The organism is Thalassotalea sp. PLHSN55 (genome assembly GCF_052030545.1).
Taxonomy (GTDB): domain Bacteria; phylum Pseudomonadota; class Gammaproteobacteria; order Enterobacterales; family Alteromonadaceae; genus CANMXU01.
Genome location: NZ_JBPDIH010000006.1, coordinates 152,985 through 174,432, shown reverse-complemented (window position 1 = coordinate 174,432; position 21,448 = coordinate 152,985). Strand labels below are relative to the sequence as shown.

Annotated in this window: 17 protein-coding genes; 16 read left to right on the top strand and 1 reads right to left on the bottom strand. The window is 41.0% G+C overall.

The window, feature by feature from the left end:
- Window positions 1-20: 20 nt before the first annotated feature.
- The 3 genes from ACRRSQ_RS13320 to ACRRSQ_RS13310 all read left to right on the top strand — a co-directional run bounded on the left by ACRRSQ_RS13320 (window position 21) and on the right by ACRRSQ_RS13310 (window position 1,714).
- On the top strand, window positions 21-512 hold the full coding sequence (locus ACRRSQ_RS13320) for a hypothetical protein (RefSeq protein ID WP_440876246.1): 492 nt from the start codon (window positions 21-23) through the stop codon (window positions 510-512).
- 97 nt (window positions 513-609) lie between these two features.
- Entirely contained in the window at window positions 610-1,218 is a 609-nt protein-coding gene (locus ACRRSQ_RS13315; protein ID WP_440876245.1) for a prepilin-type N-terminal cleavage/methylation domain-containing protein, read from the top strand.
- Between the two features lie 37 nt (window positions 1,219-1,255).
- Entirely contained in the window at window positions 1,256-1,714 is a 459-nt protein-coding gene (locus ACRRSQ_RS13310; RefSeq protein WP_440876244.1) for a type II secretion system protein, read from the top strand.
- A gap of 85 nt (window positions 1,715-1,799) precedes the next feature.
- On the opposite strand, the gene ACRRSQ_RS13305 is transcribed toward ACRRSQ_RS13310, so the two are convergent.
- Window positions 1,800-3,494 (bottom strand): Wzy polymerase domain-containing protein, encoded by a 1,695-nt coding sequence (locus ACRRSQ_RS13305; RefSeq protein ID WP_440876243.1) that lies wholly within the window; start codon window positions 3,492-3,494, stop codon window positions 1,800-1,802.
- A 151-nt stretch (window positions 3,495-3,645) separates the two neighbouring features.
- Between ACRRSQ_RS13305 and ACRRSQ_RS13300 the strand changes: the two genes are divergently transcribed.
- From ACRRSQ_RS13300 to tldD, 13 genes are all read left to right on the top strand, one after another.
- Window positions 3,646-4,095: a pilus assembly FimT family protein gene (locus ACRRSQ_RS13300; RefSeq protein WP_440876242.1), complete on the top strand. Its 450-nt coding sequence runs from the start codon at window positions 3,646-3,648 to the stop codon at window positions 4,093-4,095.
- Window positions 4,085-4,621 carry a type IV pilus modification PilV family protein gene (locus ACRRSQ_RS13295; RefSeq protein WP_440876241.1) on the top strand — a complete coding sequence of 179 codons (537 nt, stop codon included), beginning with the start codon at window positions 4,085-4,087 and terminating at the stop codon, window positions 4,619-4,621. The genes ACRRSQ_RS13300 and ACRRSQ_RS13295 overlap by 11 nt, the downstream gene beginning before the upstream one ends.
- Window positions 4,621-5,448, top strand: coding sequence for a PilW family protein (locus tag ACRRSQ_RS13290; protein WP_440876240.1), 828 nt, complete (start codon window positions 4,621-4,623; stop codon window positions 5,446-5,448). The genes ACRRSQ_RS13295 and ACRRSQ_RS13290 overlap by 1 nt, the downstream gene beginning before the upstream one ends.
- A 12-nt stretch (window positions 5,449-5,460) precedes the next feature.
- A complete protein-coding gene (locus ACRRSQ_RS13285) occupies window positions 5,461-5,949 on the top strand; it encodes an MSHA biogenesis protein MshP (protein ID WP_440876239.1) in 489 nt (162 codons plus the stop codon).
- On the top strand, window positions 5,949-10,109 hold the full coding sequence (locus ACRRSQ_RS13280) for a DUF6701 domain-containing protein (RefSeq protein ID WP_440876238.1): 4,161 nt from the start codon (window positions 5,949-5,951) through the stop codon (window positions 10,107-10,109). The genes ACRRSQ_RS13285 and ACRRSQ_RS13280 overlap by 1 nt, the downstream gene beginning before the upstream one ends.
- Window positions 10,110-10,384: 275 nt before the next feature.
- Window positions 10,385-11,428 (top strand): rod shape-determining protein, encoded by a 1,044-nt coding sequence (locus ACRRSQ_RS13275; protein WP_440876237.1) that lies wholly within the window; start codon window positions 10,385-10,387, stop codon window positions 11,426-11,428.
- A 106-nt stretch (window positions 11,429-11,534) separates the two neighbouring features.
- Window positions 11,535-12,419, top strand: a complete 885-nt coding sequence (gene mreC, locus ACRRSQ_RS13270; protein ID WP_440876236.1) for a rod shape-determining protein MreC — start codon at window positions 11,535-11,537, stop codon at window positions 12,417-12,419.
- A complete protein-coding gene (gene mreD, locus ACRRSQ_RS13265) occupies window positions 12,419-12,898 on the top strand; it encodes a rod shape-determining protein MreD (protein WP_440876235.1) in 480 nt (159 codons plus the stop codon). Before mreC ends, mreD begins: the two co-directional genes overlap by 1 nt.
- Window positions 12,899-12,913: 15 nt before the next feature.
- Window positions 12,914-13,513: a Maf family protein gene (locus ACRRSQ_RS13260; protein ID WP_440876234.1), complete on the top strand. Its 600-nt coding sequence runs from the start codon at window positions 12,914-12,916 to the stop codon at window positions 13,511-13,513.
- The gene (gene rng, locus ACRRSQ_RS13255; RefSeq protein WP_440876233.1) at window positions 13,510-15,000 is read left to right on the top strand and encodes a ribonuclease G; all 1,491 of its coding nucleotides are present in this window, start codon (window positions 13,510-13,512) and stop codon (window positions 14,998-15,000) included. The genes ACRRSQ_RS13260 and rng overlap by 4 nt, the downstream gene beginning before the upstream one ends.
- Before the next feature lie 5 nt (window positions 15,001-15,005).
- A complete protein-coding gene (locus tag ACRRSQ_RS13250; protein WP_440876232.1) occupies window positions 15,006-19,127 on the top strand; it encodes a YhdP family protein in 4,122 nt (1,373 codons plus the stop codon).
- On the top strand, window positions 19,120-19,956 hold the full coding sequence (locus ACRRSQ_RS13245) for a carbon-nitrogen hydrolase family protein (RefSeq protein ID WP_440876231.1): 837 nt from the start codon (window positions 19,120-19,122) through the stop codon (window positions 19,954-19,956). Before ACRRSQ_RS13250 ends, ACRRSQ_RS13245 begins: the two co-directional genes overlap by 8 nt.
- Entirely contained in the window at window positions 19,949-21,388 is a 1,440-nt protein-coding gene (gene tldD, locus ACRRSQ_RS13240; RefSeq protein ID WP_440876230.1) for a metalloprotease TldD, read from the top strand. Before ACRRSQ_RS13245 ends, tldD begins: the two co-directional genes overlap by 8 nt.
- The last annotated feature ends 60 nt before the right edge of the window (window positions 21,389-21,448 follow it).

The window sequence follows — 21,448 nt, the reverse complement described above, 5'->3', positions numbered from 1 at the left end:
CATTATAATTAGGAAAGCATGTGCGAGATTTAGCGACAGAAAAAAATGAAAAATCACTAGGTGAAATACTGGTTATTGTCACTATGGTTGCGATTTTAATGTCGGTTTTTCTTTATTATTTTTTTAAGCAAGAACAGAACTATACCGCGACGGGGCTACAATCGTTAAAAAATAGCTTTGCCAGTAAAGTACGTGTTATTCACGCACAATGGATTATTGACGGCCACCCTAACACAGTGAAATTGAAGTTTCAGCACGACGACAAACACACGCTGGTCGCTGTAAACGATTTAGGTTGGGTCGATGTGCCGGCATCGTCGCTTTATTGTGAAAATATTTGGGCGCAGGTTATGGATATGCCATTAATGTTAATGAAATCGCCGATCACTGCAATTGAAGTGAGAAAACAAGGCAAGCACGTACAAAAAGTGTGCCGTTTTGGCGTAAGTCAACACGATTATTTTGAATACAACAGCCAAAATGGCCAAGTACAGTTAGTCGAAAAGCAGTAAATTATTAAGTTTTGTGTGAATTTGTTGTATTAAGTAATTGGCTTAGTCAATAAATCATTGTTAGAATTGAACTAAAGTGGAGTGACGAGGTTTTTTTATGAAAAAGCAATCAGGTTTTACCATCATAGAACTGGTTATTGTTGTTGTTATTTTAGGTTTCCTTGCGGTAACAGCAATTCCAAAGTTTTTGGATTTAACAGACCAAGCAAAACAAGCCAATATTGAAGGCATGGCGGGCGGCTTTGCCACCGGCGTTTCTTTAGTTAGAGCGCAATGGGAAGCTGAAGGTCGACCTCAAGACGACAGCGACCGTAATAGTGTCAGTTACGACGGTACTCAACTATTACTAACAACCGAAAATATTACCGACGGTATTCGTCCAGGTTATGTTGTTGGTTTAAATAACGGTGCTGTGTTAGGCGGAAGCTTTACTTCGCAAAACTGTTTAGAAGTGTGGAATAACATTTTACAGCAACCACCAGAGTTAACCGACGATATTGATACTTTAAACGCGGAAAGCTCAATGAGTTATTTTGCCAGTAAGTCAGGCGATAGTGCTGATACCTTATGCCACTATTACTTAAAAGAATCACTTAATCGTGACGGTAGCGGCTTATACATTAATCCAAGCAATGCGACAGATGTTGGCAACAGCTTTACTTATCAGCCAGCAACAAGCTCAGTGATTGTTTACGTACAAAATTAATATTAAATTTTAAAGTTTTATTTTTTAGGGGAATATAATGCACAACATGAAAACGCAACAAGGTTTTACACTAATCGAGTTAGTGATAGTTATTGTGATTTTAGGTATTTTAGCAGCCACTGCCGCGCCTAAGTTTATTGACTTAACGGGTGATGCGAAAAGTTCAGTCGTTGAAGCTGTAAGAGGCTCTATTAATTCTGCTACGGATATGGCTCATGCAAAAGCTTTAATTGGTGGTGATTTAGCTGAATCAGGTGACGCTATCAGTGTTGCTGGAGCAAGCATCGATTTACGATATGGTTGGCCCACAGCAGGTTCTATTGCAAGCCTACTGGAACTAGATGATGATATTAGTGTGTCTAACCCAAGTAGTACAGTGGCAACATTTACTCATGTTCAAGCAGAAGATGGCACAGAGTGTTTAGTTACATATACGAATAACGTTAGCGATACAGAAACAAGACCTTCAATTGTTAGCGATGTTGATAAATGTTAAGTAATTCATAATAGATATAAAAAGACCGAGTTTACTCGGTTTTTTTATATCTAAATTTTACCCGCTAAGACTTTAGATAAAAAGGTTAGCTCCATTTTTCTATATGTGGAAAGGTGTTTTTAGCTTCTATCAATAGCGTTTTATAGTTTTGATGCTGATCTAATACTGCCATCGCCATAAGTAAATTTTTATAGATATTAACTCTAGGTTTATGCCTAATACGCTTTAATCCCCATTCAATATAACTTTCTAATTTGCTTGGATCCTTTTCCTGAACTGCAGCAATTAAAATATGCGCATAAACCGCAGCCTCTAACCTTCCTTGCCAAGCAATTGGATTAACGATGTGTTCAAGCTTTTCAACATCTTGAAACCCGCTTTTTTCATGCTCAACTAAAATATTGGCGGTATGAATGGTGGTTAATAAAAACGGCACAAAAATAACTGGGCTTAGCACGGCAAAAAAACGAATAACAAAGGTTTTTTCGCAGCTTAGCCAAGGCCAAGTTGCAAAGCCGCGTTCTTGTTGCGAATTAATATTGGTTTTACCATTTGCGCTATTGTCTGCCAGCCACAGCATGATAATAAAAATGAGCCAGTGACTTACCGAGCTATAAAAAGGAAATTCCAGCAAGCTATGTAAAAATATGGGTAGAATTAATGCCGCCAACGCTAGCGCTTTATGAGTTGCGAGCTTAGTTAATACCAATAAATAACCAATGGCAAAACATAAAATGCCAAGTAGGGCGACTACGCCACCTTCAATTAGCCAAAAAAGTACTTCATTGTGCGGATGACTGAGTCGCTCAATGGTATTGCCGACCTCATTAGGGTGCTGCTTGGCATAAAGATTAAAATGATCAACAAAGCTGCGTTCAAAACCGCCATAACCAAAGCCAATAATAGGTTTGGTTTTGATCATATCCAGTCCTACTGCATAAATTTCACTTCTTGCCCCGGCGCTTTGATAAATATCGCTGCCACGTTGCGGTAATATCGAACTCGTTAAGGTAACAATGCCAACAATTACCGCGCAGCTAATAGCAAGGGTGTTGACCATTAGCTGGCGTTTATTTTTTTGGTATAAATAGCCAGACATTAAAATTAACAAGGTAAATGCCGCCAGTTGCCCGGTGCGCGATTGCAGCAATACCAATAAAAAACTGGTGGAGATCAGGCTAAAAAGAATAAAATAACTCAGTAATTTCTGCTGTTTGAACTTGGCTAAATTTACCGATAAATAAAGCGCAATGGCTAAGCCTGTTGCCATAAAACTTGCCATAACATTGGGCTGAAGAAATACTCCATGCGGTCTGCTAATACCTATTTTATATCCGCCCCAATCGCCTTCTTCTAATATCAGAAATTGAATAAGACCAAATACCGCTTCAATGGCTACTGCGATTAAAATAATTAACAGCAAGGTAAAAGTGTCTTGTTGACTCACTTTAAATTGATATAAACAAAATAAAAACAGCAAACCGGCGGTTAGTGCCAGTAGCCGAGGAATGGCATGATCGGTAAATTCAAATGGATAAAATGCCGGAATAACTAAACAAATATAACCAACAGCAATCCATATCAGCATTTTTGAATAATAGACTTTTCTATTTTGGCTTATTTGCCATAGCCCAAGCGATATCAACACCACCACAAACAGCCAAGCGATAGTATTAAACGATAAATACAATCCTACGCCGCCAGGGGTATCAAAAATAATATGCATACCGACTAGAAAATAAAGGCATAAAAACACTTTAAAAGTTGAATATAAAGACAAAGTTAGCTCGTAAGTTGAAATAAAAATTATTTGTTAACAGCGAATTAGTTAACAATAGCTTATTATTTGGTTGTAAAATATTGTAAAGTATCTTAACAGACATTAACTGAATTTTACCTTGGTAATTAAAGAATTAGTTGTTGTAGCGCGTATGAATAAACAAAGTGGCTTTACTATAATTGAACTTGTTTCCGTGATTATTCTTCTTGGAATTCTTTCGGTTGCCATTGTGCCTAAATTTTCAGGCAGTAGCGACTTTGAAGTTTATACTGTGCGTGCGCAACTTATATCGGCATTGCGTTTAACTCAGCAGCGGGCAATGCAACAAACGCATGCCTTAGCAAGTGGCGATACTTATTGTCATATACAGCGTATCGATGCCAAACAATACGGTACCAACTGTAGTGGCTTTAGAACCGATGCCACCGCCCTTAACCTTGCAGATAGTTCAGTCACACTTAGCCCTACCGATAATATCATCTCGTTTAATAGTTGGGGCATACCAAGTTGCTCTAAAGGTTGTGTTATCACCATCACCGGCGATAACGGCGATCTAGTTCAAGTCGGTATCGAAAGTGAGGGGTATATTCATGCCTTATAAAACCCCATTAAAAAATATGAGCCAGCATAAAGGTTTTACCTTAATTGAAGTGATTATAGGCATTGTGGTTTTGTCGATTTCATTAGCAGTAGTTTCTACCTTAATTAACCCAACAGAAGAGCACAGCGCTGATCAAATTCATCAAATAAAAGCTGCGGAATTAGCACAAGGTTTAATGGATGAAATATTAGCGAAAGCGTTTGATGAAAATTCAGATCATGCGGGCGGTTTGGTGCGCTGCGGCGAGCCTGCTGACGGTAGTAATAATTGTGCAGGTATTAGTGATGATGGCGAAAGTCGCGCCAATTTTGACGATGTTGACGATTATAATGGCTATCAAGATCTTGTTACTGCCACCGAGTCTGGTTTAGACGGCAGTTATAATACTTTTACCTTGTCGGTAAATGTAGCTTATGGCGGTGCTGAGCTAGGTATTAATAATACCTTAGCAAAGCGCATTACCGTATCGGTAACCACGCCGTTAGGTACAGAAATTGCCTTTACCAGTTATAAGGGCAATTATTAATGGCACGTTATAACCCGCACATAACTCAAAAACTGCCGCATAAAATGGCAGGTGTTACCTTAATTGAATTAGTCATGGTCATGATTTTACTGGGCGTTATGGCGGTTGGGGTAAGCAGTTTTATGGGGCTAGCGACGCAAACGTATTCGAATGTGACTAGTCGTGATGAACTTATCTCCAGCGCGCGTTTTGTGGTTGAGCGGCTTAACCGTGAAATACGTAATGCCGTGCCAAATAGTATTAAAGTAACCGAAAGCGGTAACTGTATAGAGTTTTTACCTATCGCTGCAAGTACCAATTATGTTGATATTCCTGTGCCGCCTGAACCCGCGGCAAATGTTTTTACCGTGATCGAGTTTACTTATAATGGTAATGATGATTTTACCTGTTCAGCATCAGGCTGCGATAACCTAGAGGCAATTGTTTACCCGTTAGATGACAGTATATTAAATAGTACGAGTGAGCGAAGAATAGCCTTTGACAGTATTGCAAATAGTGCTGATGAATTTGTACAAGCCGTTACTTTATCTACTAGCGATAGCTTTCCTGAACATTCACCTGTACAGCGCATGTATTTTGCCAGAGAAAGCGTTAAATACTGCCAAAATGGTACGAGTATGTGGCGCACTGTGCAAGCGTTTGGCGATGCGCCTTTACCTGATGTGCTAATGGCGGAAAATTTAACCGATAACGATAGCTTTTCCGTATTCCTTATTGAAACGCCGACACTGCGAAGAAATGCTATCGTTCAGGTACGTCTGCAATTTAGCCGTGACGATGAAAACATTGTCTTTGAAAATCAAATTCATATTAGCAATTTACCTTAATTGACGATATTTATGGATAATTTAACCATGCAGCAAGCAACAACAGCCAATACATACTTATCAACTGCTTCTAAAAAGCAACAAGGTAGTGCGCTGTTAATGGCGATCTTTATTATGGTGGTTTTAATGTTATTAGGTACCGCTTTGGTAAAAGTGCTATCGACTAGCAGTGAAGGGATCGCGCAAGAAGTTTTAGGCACACGTGCGCTGATGGCGGCAAAAGCTGGCGCTGAAGCGGAATTAACCAAATTGTTTCCGTTAAATGGCGCGATTTCCGCGTGCAACTCCTCAACCTCTTATGATAATTTTAGCAATGTCTCTGGGCTTAATAATTGTCGAGCAGTAACGTCTTGTAATAACTACGCCAATCATGATGCAGGTGAGGGCGAAGTTAATTATTACCGAATTACCAGCACCGGACATTGCGGCATTGGCAATGTTGACAGCGATGGCGTGGTGCTAAGCACTCGACGCGTGCAAGTAGAAGCAAGGAGTCTATAGTGTTGAAACGATTACTTATCCTTATCACGCTTTTATTTAGTCAATTTAACGTATTGGCGGCTGAGTGTTCGGCTGTTTTTCCTGATGGTGTGCAAAATAGCAGTAATGCCAGCGACGCAACGATTACTTTTGGATGGGATGCCAGAATAATTAACAGCCCAGATAATATTCTGGCAACTAGACGTCCCTTAATTGATTACTCTGGCGGTGTGAGTTGTAATACCACTGCTTGTAGTAATCAACAAAATCCTACCGCTGCCGAGGAAATAAATTTTAATTCATTTGTGAATCGCAGTCCCGACGTTTCTGTTGGGTTTGAGCAATCTATGTCGATAGCACCCGGAGATTACGATGACTTAAACATGTCTAGAAATTCGACTTTAACTTTAGACCCCGGCATCTATACTTTTCGTGGTTCATTTTCTGTTGGATACCAGGCGGAAATTATCATTTCTTCGCCTGGTACCGTGCAAATATTGGTTCGAGGTAATATTAACGTCAATACTGAAGCTGTTATCAATAGTGATAGAGATGCGTCCAATTTATTGCTGTTTTCCCGAGATGATATTTCAATACAATCAGATGCTAAAGTGAAAGCTTTTATTTATAGCCGAGAAAATATATTCGTTAACTCTTTTGCTGAAGTTACCGGTGCGATAAATGCAAGAGGCAGTATTGATTTAATAAGGGAATCGCGCGTTATTTTTGTTGATACTGTACCTAATTTTGACGGTCTGTGTGATGGCGGCCCAACTATTCCTATTTCATGTTCCGCAAATCTTCCTGTTGTCGCTTTTAGTGATAATTTCAGCCAAGTCGACAGCACATGGCGAGCAGTAAATTTTAATCGCTCAGTCAGTAACTGGCCCGGCGATTCAATTACTAATTCAAATGGTGAAAACCAAGCGGTTCAATTTCAAATAAGCGGTGGCGAACTTGAAATTAATGGTTCGTTAACGTCAAACGGTGATAACGAATATGGCATGGTGCATTACGATTTATCCGCGGCGCAATTAAATAAAACAGCAGTTACCGAGTACGCGATAGACGGCGATTTTACTGCCAACAAAAGTGGCACAAACAACGACCTTGGTATTATTTTTGGTTACCAAGACGATGAAAATTATTATCTGGCGCGCTGGGTCAAATACGGCACTTCTTATGCAAATAATTCATCATTTCCGGGGGAATATCGCCGTTTAGAACTAGTGAAAATGGCCAATGGCAGTGCGACGTTGTTAGACTCAAAAAGCGATTTTGATGTTAACGACCCATTTAATTTAGAAGTTGTCGTTAATAGCGAAGGTACTGCAGTTTGTGCCAACGATACCGCGTTGCTATATAGCGCGAGTGAGCAACCTGTGCTTAATGATATTGGTATTCTCACTTACGATAATGATATTGGCATATCGGTTGATAATATTAACGTTCGTTGTAACGATTGTGCCGAAATTACGCCGCTTGCCTATTATGCCTTTGATGAGGGGAATTGGTCGGGTAGCGCTAACGATGTAATTGATGAAATCAGTGGTTTAAATGGCCGTGCTTATGGCGGCGTAAATACCTTGTTTGATGATCCTGCGCGACCAGGAAACCCCGGTACATGCCGTTATGGCGAATTTGACGGCGTTAACGATTATGTGCAAGTTTCTGACAATGCAACCTTAGATATTCAGTCGGAACTCACAGTAACCACTTGGATTAACCCCGACCGATTGCCGTCATCTGGCTTAATGACCATTTTATCAAAAGATGAAAATTACGAGTTTCATTTAACCCCCAGCGGTGAAATAAATTGGTGGTGGCAAAGTGGTGCATACAGTACATCTGGCGCTAATATTACGCCGGGCAATTGGTACCATATCGCGATAACGTATAAAAGTGGTCAGCAAGTTATCTATGTAAATGGCGTTAATCGTGGGGAAGAATCATATACAGGTAACTTAATACTCAATAGCGACCCACTGCAAATTGGCCAAGATCAGGGGTATCCGGGGCGCTATTATGATGGAAAAATTGACGAGGTTAAGGTTTTTGACTCGGCGCTGTCAGCAATTAACGTTTATGAAATTTACAAAGAAACTCACCCCTGTATTGTGCTTATCGATCATTTTGAAATTCATCATGATGGTCAAGGATTAACCTGCTTAGCAGAGCCCATTACCATAAAAGCCTGTGCCGATGCCGCATGTACAAGTACAGATCCTACTGCAACTGATATCACTTTTCGATATACCACGCCAAGTGGCAGTACTGTTGATAAGTCGTTGACGGTGACGGGAGAAATTCAAACTGATTTGAGCCATTTTACCGCTGAAAACTTAACCTTGAGCTTAGTCAACGATAATAGCTTTAAGTGTTTTATTGGCGCTAGTGAAGATTGTAATTTGCTGTTTAGTGAGGCGGGTTTTGTTTTAGAAACAGCAACCTCTGGCAATATTGAATCGTGTGCGGTTGATAGCTTAACGATTAAAGCGGTAAAACTTTCAGACGATGGCGTAAGTTGTGCACCTGCCTTTACTGGCTCGCAGCAGCTTGATGTTGCCTTTTATTACGCTAATCCAACGTTAGGCACGTTAACACCAAACTTAAACAGCTCGCCAATGTTGAACGTTGGACAGTTGCAAACCCGCACACTAACCTTTGATGCCAGCGGTGAAGTCACTGTGCCGATTCAATATAACGACGCCGGGCAATTAACCTTTGAAGTTCGCGAGCGAAATGCTTCAGGGGTGAGTCGAGGGTATTTAAACAAGGTCTTTTATCCAGCCGAGTTTGTCATTAGCTCGCCAGTTAGTGGCGATAGTGCATCTGCTAGTACCAATCATGTGGCTGGTGAAGATTTTGAGCTGAATATTCAGGCGCAATGCCAAGGTGGAGAAATCACGCCAAATTATAGTCCTAATACAAATGCGAGTACCGAATTAAAAGTAGAGCGTATTGCCCCCGTTAGTAGTAAAAGCGCTGATGGCAACTTAACATTAGTTACTGGGGTAACAAAATCAGCTGAAATTGGCGCTGATTTTGAAGCGACTGATCTTATAAGTCATTTTATCAGTGGCGGCGGACAAATTAACTCAACTAGCGCAAATTATAGTGAAGTTGGTTTAGTACAGCTTTCTCTGCAAGATAGCAATTATTTTGGCAGTACGATTGAAAGTAATACCCAATCGCTTGGGCGGTTTTATCCAAGCTATTTTGTGCAAGAAATTGAAAATAACGGCAGCCTTATTGCTAACCACTCAAGTGAATGTCTAGCAGAAAACTGGGTTTATAGTGGTCAATTAACGGATGGCGATGGCAGTATTCGTTATGCCAGTACAGACTTACCTAAATTAAGAATTACTGCATACAATGCTGTTGATGAAATAACAAAAAACTATATTGGTGATTTTGCTAAGTTACTTAACTTTCCATATTCACGCAATACCATAAGTTTAGCGGAGCCAGAGATAACACTCGTTAACGGCTTAGCGTTAGAGAGTGACGTTTCAGCTGCGGGTCTAGTTGCCGAGCATATATCTGAAGGCGGCGTGCTTATCTATACCTTGCCTGATAGCCACCATTTTACCTATACACGCACAAGTGCAAGTGAAGTGTCGCCATTTGATGCAAGCTTTGATATGCCAATCGATACGATAAGTGACTCTGATTATGTCAAAGCAACGGCACCAACTAATACAACCGATCTGAGTTTTAGCAGCATAGCGAGTAATACAGTTGAAGTGCGTTTTGGCCGTGCGACATTAGCCAATAGCTTTGGCCCGGAAACATCGTCTTTGCCACAAACGTTAACCATGGAATACTTTGATAGTGCTAATAACTTTATCACTAATATTAATGACAACTGCACCGCATTTAATGCCGATAACATTAGTTTAGAAACGGGCACGTTAAATAAAGATGAAGTCGAACTTAATTCTGCGTCAGGTTTTGTCGCTTCAGGTACTACAGGTGCAATCGAATTGTCGGTTAAAGCGCCTGCGGCTGGCAAGCAAGGTTCAGTGACGGTTATTTATGATATTTATGATTGGTTAAAATATGATTGGAGTGATGCAGACAGTGACGATGCTCCCAATGAAAACCCATCAGCAACCGCTAACTTTGGTATTTACCGTGGAAACGACCGCATTATTTATTATCGAGAAGTGAATAACTAACCTATAGGCTTGGCGCATAATTAATGTCGTCAAAAAAGTAATCAGTCATTACGCACTTTTAATGCTTTTGGCTAAAAATAGCGGCGAATGCTTCAAAAAAACAACTTTGAGACATTTTTTTGCATTTGAAATAACACATCTGTTAAATACTGCGTTATGATGTGCGACATTAAAATACAACTCATTTGCATCGTGGCAGTTATTATAGTTGTAAAACAGCATTAATGACGTTGAGCTAGGCTCAACCAGATATTTTTATAGGACATTTTGACCTTATGTTTAAAAAATTACGTGGTATGTTTTCTAACGACCTATCGATCGACTTAGGTACCGCAAACACTTTAATTTATGTAAAAGACCAAGGCATAGTATTAGACGAGCCTTCGGTAGTTGCTATTCGCCAAGATCGCGCTGGCGGCTCTAAAAGTGTTGCTGCGGTAGGTACTGCTGCAAAACAAATGTTAGGTCGTACGCCGGGTAACATTGAAGCCATTCGTCCGATGAAAGATGGTGTAATTGCTAACTTTTTTGTCACTGAAAAAATGCTGCAATACTTCATTAAGCAAGTACACAGCAATAACTTTTTACGCCCAAGCCCTCGCGTATTAGTGTGTGTACCATGTGGTTCAACGCAAGTAGAACGTCGTGCTATTCGTGAATCTGCCTTAGGCGCTGGTGCACGTGAAGTGCATTTAATTGACGAGCCGATGGCTGCGGCAATTGGTGCTGGTATGCCAGTATCAGAAGCGACCGGTTCAATGGTGGTCGATATTGGTGGTGGTACCACAGAAGTGGGTATTATTTCACTTAATGGCGTGGTGTATTCTTCATCGGTTCGCATCGGTGGTGATAAATTTGACGAAGCCATTATCAACTACGTACGTCGTAACTTTGGTAGCTTAATTGGTGAAGCAACCGCAGAGCGCATTAAACATGAAATTGGCTCAGCTTACCCAGGCGAAGAGTTAATTGAAATTGAAGTTCGTGGTCGCAACCTTGCTGAAGGTGTTCCGCGCAGCTTTACCTTAAATAGCAATGAAATTTTAGAAGCTCTGCAAGAGCCATTAACCGGTATTGTTAGTGCCATTATGGTGGCGTTAGAGCAATCACCACCAGAGCTGGCGTCAGATATTTCTGAGCGCGGTATGGTATTAACTGGCGGTGGTGCATTATTAAAAGATCTTGATCGTTTATTAATGGAAGAAACAGGTATTCCTGTTGTTGTAGCTGATGAGCCATTAACTTGTGTTGCTCGTGGCGGCGGAAAAGCATTAGAGATGATCGACATGCATGGCGGTGACTTGTTCTCATACGAGTAAAGTTCAATTAAGCTTTCATTTATCGCGCTTACCCCTCGGTTAGCGCTTTATATTGGAGATAGGTGCGTTAATGATTTTAGAATTTAATAACCAGCAACTTAGTTAAATGAATCCAATATTTAAACATGGCCCATCTGCACAGCACCGACTCGTTTTGGTGCTGTTTTGTTCTGCCCTTTTGATTTTTTTTGACCACAAACTCGCCAGCTTTGATACCGTTCGCGGCTATCTACAATCCTTTGTTAGTCCCTTACAATACTTAGCAACCACACCTAAACAAATGGTGACTTGGGCCGCAGAAAACCTTGCCACCCGAGAACAACTTATTGAAGAAAACCAAAACTATCAACGTCAAGCGTTAGCTTTTGATCAGCAGTTGATGGAATTAAATATTCTAAAACAAGAAAACGATCGTTTACGCTCTTTACTCGCTTCTCCGCTGCGGGCTGATATCAAAAAAATGGTGGCGGAAATTGTTTCCGTTAATAGCGACCCGTATACCCACCAAATTGTGATTAATCGCGGCGCCAGTGATGGCGCGTATGAAGGGCAGCCGGTAATCGATGACCAAGGTATCGTTGGCCAAATATTACATGTTGGCACTAATACCAGTCGGGTTATTTTAATGACGGATGTAACACATGCTGTGCCCGTGCGTATTAACCGAAATGGTGTACGTTTGGTCGCGACAGGTACCGGGAGAATTGACCGTTTAACGCTAAATCATGTGCCCCATAGTACCGATATTGTCAGCGGTGATTTATTAGTGACCTCTGGCTTAGGCGGAAAATATCCCGAAGGTTATCCTGTTGCCACGGTTATTTCAGTAACCAAAAACGAATCTAATGCTTTTGCCAAAGTACTCAGTGTGCCAGTGGCGCAAATCGACCGTATTCGTTACTTATTACTTTTATGGCCAGAGAAAGATGACAGCTTATTTTCACCTAAAGCAGGCAATAATAAAAATTCAAGCCAAGCGGAGAAGTCGTAATGTTCGCGCATAGTGGTGTTATTTTAATTTTTACTTTGTTGTTGGCGCTCATCGCGAACATCATGCCATTACCGCTAAGCGTTGATGTTTATCGACCAGACTGGGTCTTGTTGGTATTGCTTTACTGGTGCATTGCCTTGCCAACTAGAGTTAACGTGTTAACCGCTTGGGTATGTGGTTTATTACTTGATGTCTTGCTTGGCTCTATTTTAGGGGTTCATGCGGCTGCCATGGCGTTGTCTGTTTATATTGCGGTGGCAAACTATCAAAAAATTCGTAATTTTTCTTTATGGCAGCAATCGTTGATTGTCGGTGTTATCGCCGCGCTTTATCACTTAGTGGTTTTTTGGTTGCAGCGTATTTTATTAGACGTTGTCTTTTTACCTAATTATCTGTATCCGGTATTAACCTGTATTATTTTATGGCCGTGGATTTTCCTTATTTTGCGTAAAGTTCGCCGACAATTTCGCATTCAGTAACGTGAAACTCATATTATGAACCATACTTTAATTTTGGCCTCTAAATCACCAAGACGACAACAATTGCTGGCGCAGTTAGGTTATCAGTTTAGTGCGCATGCAGCCGATATCGACGAGTCAGTGATTTTAGGTGAATCGCCAGAGCAATATGTAAGTCGGTTAGCCGTTGCTAAAGCACAAGTGATTGCGCAGCAATTTCCAAATGCTGTGGTGTTAGGGTCAGATACGTCAGTGGTGATTGATGGTGAAATACTTGGCAAGCCAAGCTCTGAGCAAGACTGTTTTACCATGTTAAAAAAATTATCTGGGCGCAAGCATCAGGTATTAACAAGTATCGCCATTGTGCAAAATGAAAAAGTGAAAAGCGATGTGGTTTGCACCGAGGTATTTTTTAAAGACCTTAGCGACAGCGAGATTTCACGTTATTGGCAAAGCGGAGAGCCGCAAGATAAAGCAGGTTCATACGGCATTCAGGGCATAGGTGCTCAGTTTGTGAAAAAAATACAAGGTTGCTATTTTTCGGTGGTTGGGCTGCCGTTATATCAAAGCGCACAAATGTTGGCAGAATTTGGCTTAGCTACGCCAATACAAAGCAATGAAAAGGAAATATCATGAGCGGTGAATTACTGATAAATGTTACGCCAAGCGAAACGCGCGTTGCTTTGATTGAAAATGGCTCGCTACAAGAGGTGCATGTTGAGCGAGAAACCAAACGTGGCCTAGTAAGTAATATTTATTTAGGCAAAGTTATCCGCGTTTTACCCGGTATGCAAGCCGCCTTTGTTGATATTGGTTTAGAAAAAGCGGCGTTTTTACATGCGTCAGACATTAATTCTAAGTTATTGCTTAACCAAGAAGAGTCAAAAGGCGATGGCACCGACTCAAACAAACCTGAATCGATTCCAGATATTCGTACCTTAGTGCACGAAGGTCAGTACTTAATGGTACAAGTGGTTAAAGATCCATTAGGCACCAAAGGGGCGCGATTAACCACAGATATCACCATCGCCTCACGCTATTTAGTCTTAATGCCAAATGCCAGTCATGCCGGCATTTCTCAACGCATTGAAGAAGTGAAAGAGCGTATTCGCTTAAAAGATATTGTCTCGCCATTTTGTGATGAGCAAAATGGCTTTATTGTTAGAACCGCTGCCGAAGGCGCTGGTAAACAAGCACTCGAACATGATGCGGAATTTTTACGTCGTGTGTGGAGTAAAGTAAAAGAGCGTAAAGAGCGAAAGCTAATGAATAACGCACTTTATCAAGACTTATCGCTAGCCTTTCGAGTGATCAGAGACTTTGTTGGTACGTCGTTAGAGCGCATTCGTATTGACTCAAAATTAACCTTTGATCAATTAGTGGAGTTTACGCAAGAGTTTGTACCTGAACTTACCGACAAGCTTGAGTATTATCCGGGTGAGCGTCCTATCTTTGATTTGTTTGACGTTGAACAGGAAATTCAGCGCGCGCTACATCGCCGTATCGACTTAAAGTCTGGCGGTTATTTAATTATCGATCAAACCGAAGCGATGACCACGATTGATATTAATACTGGCGCCTTTGTTGGCCATCGTAATTTAGAAGAAACCATATTTAATACCAATATCGAAGCAACACAGGCAATTGCTCGTCAGCTAAGATTGAGAAATTTAGGTGGTATTATCATCGTCGACTTTATCGATATGGCTAACAACGACCATAAAAAGCGTGTCTTACATAGTTTAGATGTGGCGATGGCTAAAGATAACGTGAAATACAGCTTAAGTAATTTCTCGGCGCTTGGCTTAGTGGAAATGACCCGCAAAAGAACACGAGAAAGCTTAGAGCACATTTTATGTGACGAATGCCCCGTATGTACGGGACGCGGTTACTTAAAAACGGTGGAAACCGTCTGTTTTGAAATATTGCGGGAAATTGTCCGTGTTAATCGTGCATACGATGCCGATAAGTTTATTGTTTATGCTTCGACTGCGGTAAGTGAGTCTTTACTTAACGATGAATACCATAATCTTGCCGAGCTTGAGGTTTTCATTTCTAAACAAATTAAGATCCAAACCGAGACTATGTATAATCAAGAGCAGTTTGACGTGGTGATGATGTAATTATTATGGCTAGCTATTCAGTATTTTTTAATCGATGGTTAAATCGACTGTATAAAAGTATCGCAATATTGTTGGTACTTTTTGCGGTGATACTGAGTGCTTTTCGTTTATTTTTACCTTACGCACACAACTATAAAACAGATTTTGAAAACTATATTAATAATCAGTACCAAGCCAATATTTCGGTGGGTCATATTACCATGGGCTGGGGCAAATTTGGTCCAACCCTTATTGCTGAACAAGTACGCGTATTAAAAACCCGCGATACTGAAGTCGATATAGGCACCATTGATGTGCGTGTCGATTTTTGGCAAAGCCTTTCACAGCGTACTCTCGTTGCCGATCACATTACTTTAAGTGGTATGACGGTTTTTATCGATAAAACGGTTTCTGAACAAACGGTTGCCCCCGAACAAGTCGATAATGAACAAGTCTTATTAGATAACCTCGTTGATTTATTTTTAACGCAAATATCACGATTTTCATTAACCGACAGTGAAATCGTTGTGCGAAAAAATGAAGATACCGAAAACACCTTTTTAATTAATCATCTCAATTGGCTTAATAGCGGCGAGCGCCACCAAGCAAGTGGCGATGTGCGTATTGGTGGTTTAAGTTCAGATCATTTAAAGCTGTTAATTGATCTGCAAGGTGGCGATAAAAGTAAGCTTGATGGTCAGATATATTTGCAAGCGAATCAGCTAAATATCACCCCGTGGTTAGACAGTATTTTTGTGATTGAAAATGAAAAAACTGACTCAGATATTAATTTTGACGCCTGGTTAACCTATAAAAAAGGCTTAGCGCAATCGTTGCAAGTAAAGTTAGGCGATAACCAAGTTTCATGGCGAGATAAAGGCATTGAGCAATCGGTAGATTTAACTCAAGGTCATATTATGGTTAAGCGTGACCATTCTACGGAACACGGATTTAATTTAACCACTTCATCACTTAATTTAAGCGTTAATGATTTGCAATGGCGACCATTAACTGTCGAAGTAAACCAAAATCAGCAAGGGCTTTTTGCTTATGTGTCTGATATTGATTTAGCAAGCACCGCGCAAGTTATTCCTTTGCTGGTTGAACAAGAAAAAACTAGAAAACTTATCGCAGAACTTGATCTAAAAGGGCACTTGTCTGAGGTGCAATTTCAAGTGCAAGATGACCAAGTTCAAGCGTTAGCCAGCTTTAGTGATACATCAACTGAATTTAGCCAAGGCATTCCAGGTATGGATAACTTATCTGGCGATATTCTATTTTCAAAAGACACTCTGAAAATTACTCTTAGCGCGACAGATGGCGCACTTGACTTTGATAAACATTTTATCAAGCCTATTCCTTACAATGCTATTTCCAGCGAAGTGTTGGTGCGTTTTCAAGAGCAAGGTATAACGCTTGATGCAACTGATGTTAAGCTTGCCTCTGATGAACTGACGTTGTCGGCCGATGTGCGCGTATCGCTACCGAGTGAAGGCCTTGCCGAAATGGCCTTGCTTGCCTCAGTAAAAGATGGCGATGCCAGTGTTGCCGAGCATTATTACCCGCATTTATTGATGGGGGAAAATCTGGTTAATTATCTCAACACCGGTATTGTTGACGGAAAAATAGCACAAGCACAGGTTTTATTTAATGGACCTTTTGCTAAATTCCCGTTTACAGAGCCTGAAGGTATTTTTGTTGTGGATGCCGAATTAACCGATGGTACTTTTGTTTTTGATAGCAAATGGCCGGCGATTGAAAACTTTTCAGCCAATCTGAACTTTACCAACAATGGCATGTTAATTACCGGTCGAGCGGGTCAATTAACCGGGCTTGACGTAACTGGCGTTGAAGCGGCGATTGCTGATTTTGGCAAAGGTATTTTAACGGTTGATGTTGATATAAATAAAGCCGCGCCTGAGCATGTGACTAATTTAATGTTGGCAAGTTCACTTAAAGACAGTGTTGGTGCTACCTTAGAACACGTTAAAATTAGCAAGCCGATCTCAGGGTGGTTTAATCTGAACCTGCCTTTAAAAAATGTTGAGCAAGTCGTTGCCAGTGGTTTAGTTCAATTTAATAACAACGATATTGCTATTGCTGCGCCGCAAATGAACTTTAGCGGAGCAACGGGTGAACTTAGCTTTAAAAACGACGTTATTGCCGTTAATGGTTTAAACGCAAACTGGCTCGGTATGCCAATGACGTTAAGCGCCAAGGCCGAGCAAGTACAAGATTATTATAATACTGCCATTGAAATTGATGCGCTGTGGCAACAAGAGCAATGGCAGCAACATGTGCCTGAGTTAATGCAAAGCTATAGTGAAGGTGCGTTGGCATGGCAAGGCAAGCTCGATCTGCATAATCACCAAGGTGGTGGTTTTTCTTATGATTTAACCATAGATTCTAACTTAAAACAGGCGCAATTAAATTTACCCGCGCCTTATTTTAAAGCGATTGATGATGAAAAAATGTTACACGTTAAAGTTGATGGTCATCTTGAACAATCAACCTTTAATGCAACCTTAGGTGAGCAACTTAGCTTTTATGGCGTATTAGAACATCAAAATGCTCAGTTCTCCCGCTCACACCTTGTGCTTGGTGATGAGCAAATGCTGTTACCGATGGATGGCTTTCATATTACCACTAAGCTTGAACAAGCGAGCTTAGCGCAGTGGCAACCGTTTATTACCGATATCTTAGACACTTTATCGTCAGAGGCCAAAGCTGCAGAAGAGCCAAGCAGTGATTTGTTGACTTTACATCAGCCACCGACACCTAAAAGAGATGCATTGTTTCCAGTGCCCGAGCGTATTCGTGGCACAATTGCTGAGTTAGACGTTATTGGTCAGCCGCTTAATCATGTTTCGTTTAACTTATTGGATAAACAAAGCTGGTGGTTATTGCAATTTAATGCCAAAGAAGCGCGTACCCAAATTAAGTTTTACCCAAACTGGTTAGAGCAAGGCATTGACGTTAATGCAGACTTTATTCATCTTCCTGCTAATGAAGAAGACACCAACCAAGATATACAAAATACTGATGCGCTCGCTAAGCAAATTTCCCAAACTAAAGATCAGCAGTTATCGCCTCAATCAAACCATTCGGTGGCTCCAGAGGCCTTAGTGCAAGAGACTTTGGCATTAAATGATAAAGTTTTTGCTAACATGCCACCGGTGAGTTTTCACAGTGACAGTTTAAAGGTCGGTTATTTAGACCTAGGTGCAGTTGATTTTACCGTAGAGCGTCAGCAGCCAGATAAGTTAGTCATTAAACAGTTTCGTGCTCAGCGCAATAAGTCCGAATTAACTTTTGATATGGACTGGGAGCATAACCAGCAAGGCTCAAAAACTCAGTTAATTGGTGAATTGTCTGTCCACGACGTTGAAACAGAGCTGGAAAAATTTAATTATGCCTCTATGACCAAAGAAAGCGGTGGAGAGGCTAACTTTGCTGTGAGCTGGCAAGGTGCGCCTCAAGATTACAGCTTGTCGTTGATTAACGGCAGTCTTTCCGTCAATTTAGATGATGGTTATTTAGCAGATGTCGGCGACTCTGCACGCTTGTTTTCTGTATTGAGCCTTCAGTCGTTAGTTAGAAAACTTACCTTAGATTTTCGTGATATTTTCAGCGATGGCATGTTTTACAGCTCAATTAACGGAGATTTTGACCTTAAAGACGGTTATTTGTATACCAACAATGTCAAAATGAATGGCGCTGCTGGCGATTTAATTATGAAAGGTAATACCAACCTTGAGCTTGGCGGATTAGATTACAGCCTTTCCTATAAACCCAACTTAACCTCGAGCTTGCCTGTTCTAGCATGGATTGCAACGCTGCAACCCGCCGTTTTTCTAGCCGGTATTGCCATCGATCAAGTGATGACCTCGCAAGTTGTATCAGAGTTTAATTTTGAGCTTACCGGCACTATTGATGAGCCTAATTTTAAAGAAGTTAACCGCAAAACAATGGACATAAGTGTTGGCCGTTCAACACCGCCAACTGTGGTGGATAATAGCGCCGAGCCACTGACAACGCCAGATAACGCTCCAATACCTGCTGAAGCTTCCGATGGGTCAAAAGATAAAATAAAAACGAAAAATTTGTATCAAGAAAATAATTATTTGCAGGGCGATGGCAATGGTTAGGTTATCGGCAATTCAGCTAAATTCGACGCCAGATATTGATGAAAATCTGGCGGCAATTGAATATGAGCTAAGCCAGTTACCTAAAGCCGATGAACATATAGTGGTGTTGCCTGAGTGCTGTTTATATTTTGGTGGCTCAGATGGTCAGCAATTACAACTTGCAAAAGATACATTAAAAACCGAACAACTAACGCAAGCATTAGCTGAGCTGGCACTACGATACAAGGTGTATTTAGTGGCTGGCACTATGCCTTTGCTATCAGAGGCTTGTGACAAGTTTACCAATAGCTGTTGTGTGTTTTCACCGCAAGGTGAGCTTATTCAACAATATAATAAAATCCACTTATTTGATGTGGTAGTGCAAGATAACGAGAAAAACTATCTTGAATCCAAGTATACTCAAGCTGGTACTTCCGTCGAAGTGGTTAAAACAGCACAGGTCACTTTAGGTTTATCAGTGTGTTACGACTTGCGCTTTCCTGAGTTATTTCGCCAGTTACGAAGCCAAGGTGCCGATGTTATTTGTGTGCCAAGTGCTTTTACTCGCGTTACTGGCAAAGCACACTGGCAGCCATTATTACAGGCAAGGGCGATTGAAAATCAAGCCTATGTTATAGCGGCCGGACAAGAAGGTGAGCATGCAAATGGCCGACAAACTTGGGGGCATAGTATGATCATTAGCCCTTGGGGAGAAATTTTGTCAGTTAAAGCGTCAGGTCAAGGCGCAGTAAGCGCTTTATTTGACCGCCAAGAATTAGAACAGATTAGAACAAGCATACCGGTATCACAACATAACCAATTTAAAACAGAGTTAATATCATATGAATAATGTTGAGCGCGAGCTCTTAGCTGATAGTCAAATTGATGATGCAGTACTAAGCCAAACTTTAAATAATATTTATCAGCGTAAAGTTGATTTAGCTGATTTGTATTTTCAGTCAAGCCGACATGAATCTTGGATGCTTGAAGACGGCATAGTCAAAGAAGGTTCATATAATATTGAGCGTGGTGTTGGCGTGCGCGCTGTATCAGGTGAAAAAACAGGTTTCGCTTATTCTGATGATATAAACCCTGAAGCACTTAAAAAAGCGGCAGATGCCGCAAAAGGCATTGCCAACGCTGAGCAATCAGCAACGATTAAAGTGTTTAGTAAGTCGCAACCGATTGAAATTTATCAATCTGTCGATCCGCTCGCCTCTTTAGCACAAGAAGCAAAAATTAATTTGTTGCACGAAGTTGAAGCACATGCACGTGCCCAAGATGCGCGCGTAAAGCAAGTGATTGTGAGCTTATCTGGCGTATATGAAAAAATATTAGTAGCGGCAAGTGACGGTACTTATGCGACCGATATTCGCCCATTAGTTAGGTTAAATTGTTCAGTATTAGTTGAAGACAATGGTAAGCGTGAGCGTGGTACCGGTGGCGGTGGCGCACGAACAGATTACAGTTATTTTTTCGAAATGGACAATAACCAAGTTCGTTATAAACATTACGCCGAAGAAGCGGTAAGGCAAGCCTTGGTTAACTTAGTTGCTATTGATGCACCTGCTGGTATGTTGCCTGTAGTGCTAGGTTCAGGCTGGCCGGCAGTCTTACTTCATGAAGCGGTTGGTCATGGCTTAGAAGGTGATTTTAACCGTAAAGGCTCATCGGCATTTTCTGGCAAAGTCGGCGAGAGGGTAACGTCTGAGCATTGTACTATTGTTGATGATGGTACCTTAGCTAATCGTCGTGGTTCGGTGAATATCGATGATGAAGGCACACCGGGTCAATATAATGTGTTGATTGAAAATGGTATTTTGAAAGGCTATATGCAAGACAAGCAAAACGCCAAACTTATGGGGGTTAAGCCAACAGGTAATGGTCGCCGTGAGTCTTACGCGCACTTACCTATGCCTAGAATGACCAATACCTATATGTTAGCTGGCGAGCATGATCCAAAAGATATTATTAAGTCAGTGAAAAAAGGTATTTACGCACCGCATTTTGCCGGTGGCCAAGTTGATATCACCTCTGGTAAATTTGTATTTACCAGCTCAGAAGCTTACTTAATTGAAGATGGTGAAATTACCGCACCAGTCAAAGGAGCAACCTTAATTGGCAGTGGTCCAGAAGCTATGCAACAAGTGAGCATGGTTGGCAATGATTTAGCGCTTGATGCCGGTGTTGGCGTTTGTGGCAAAGACGGTCAAAGTATTCCTGTTGGTGTGGGTCAACCAACATTAAAAATAGATGAAATGACTATTGGTGGCACGCAATAGTAAGCCGTAAGAATAAATCGTAATAGTAGATAAGATTGACTTAATTGCTATCAAGAAATT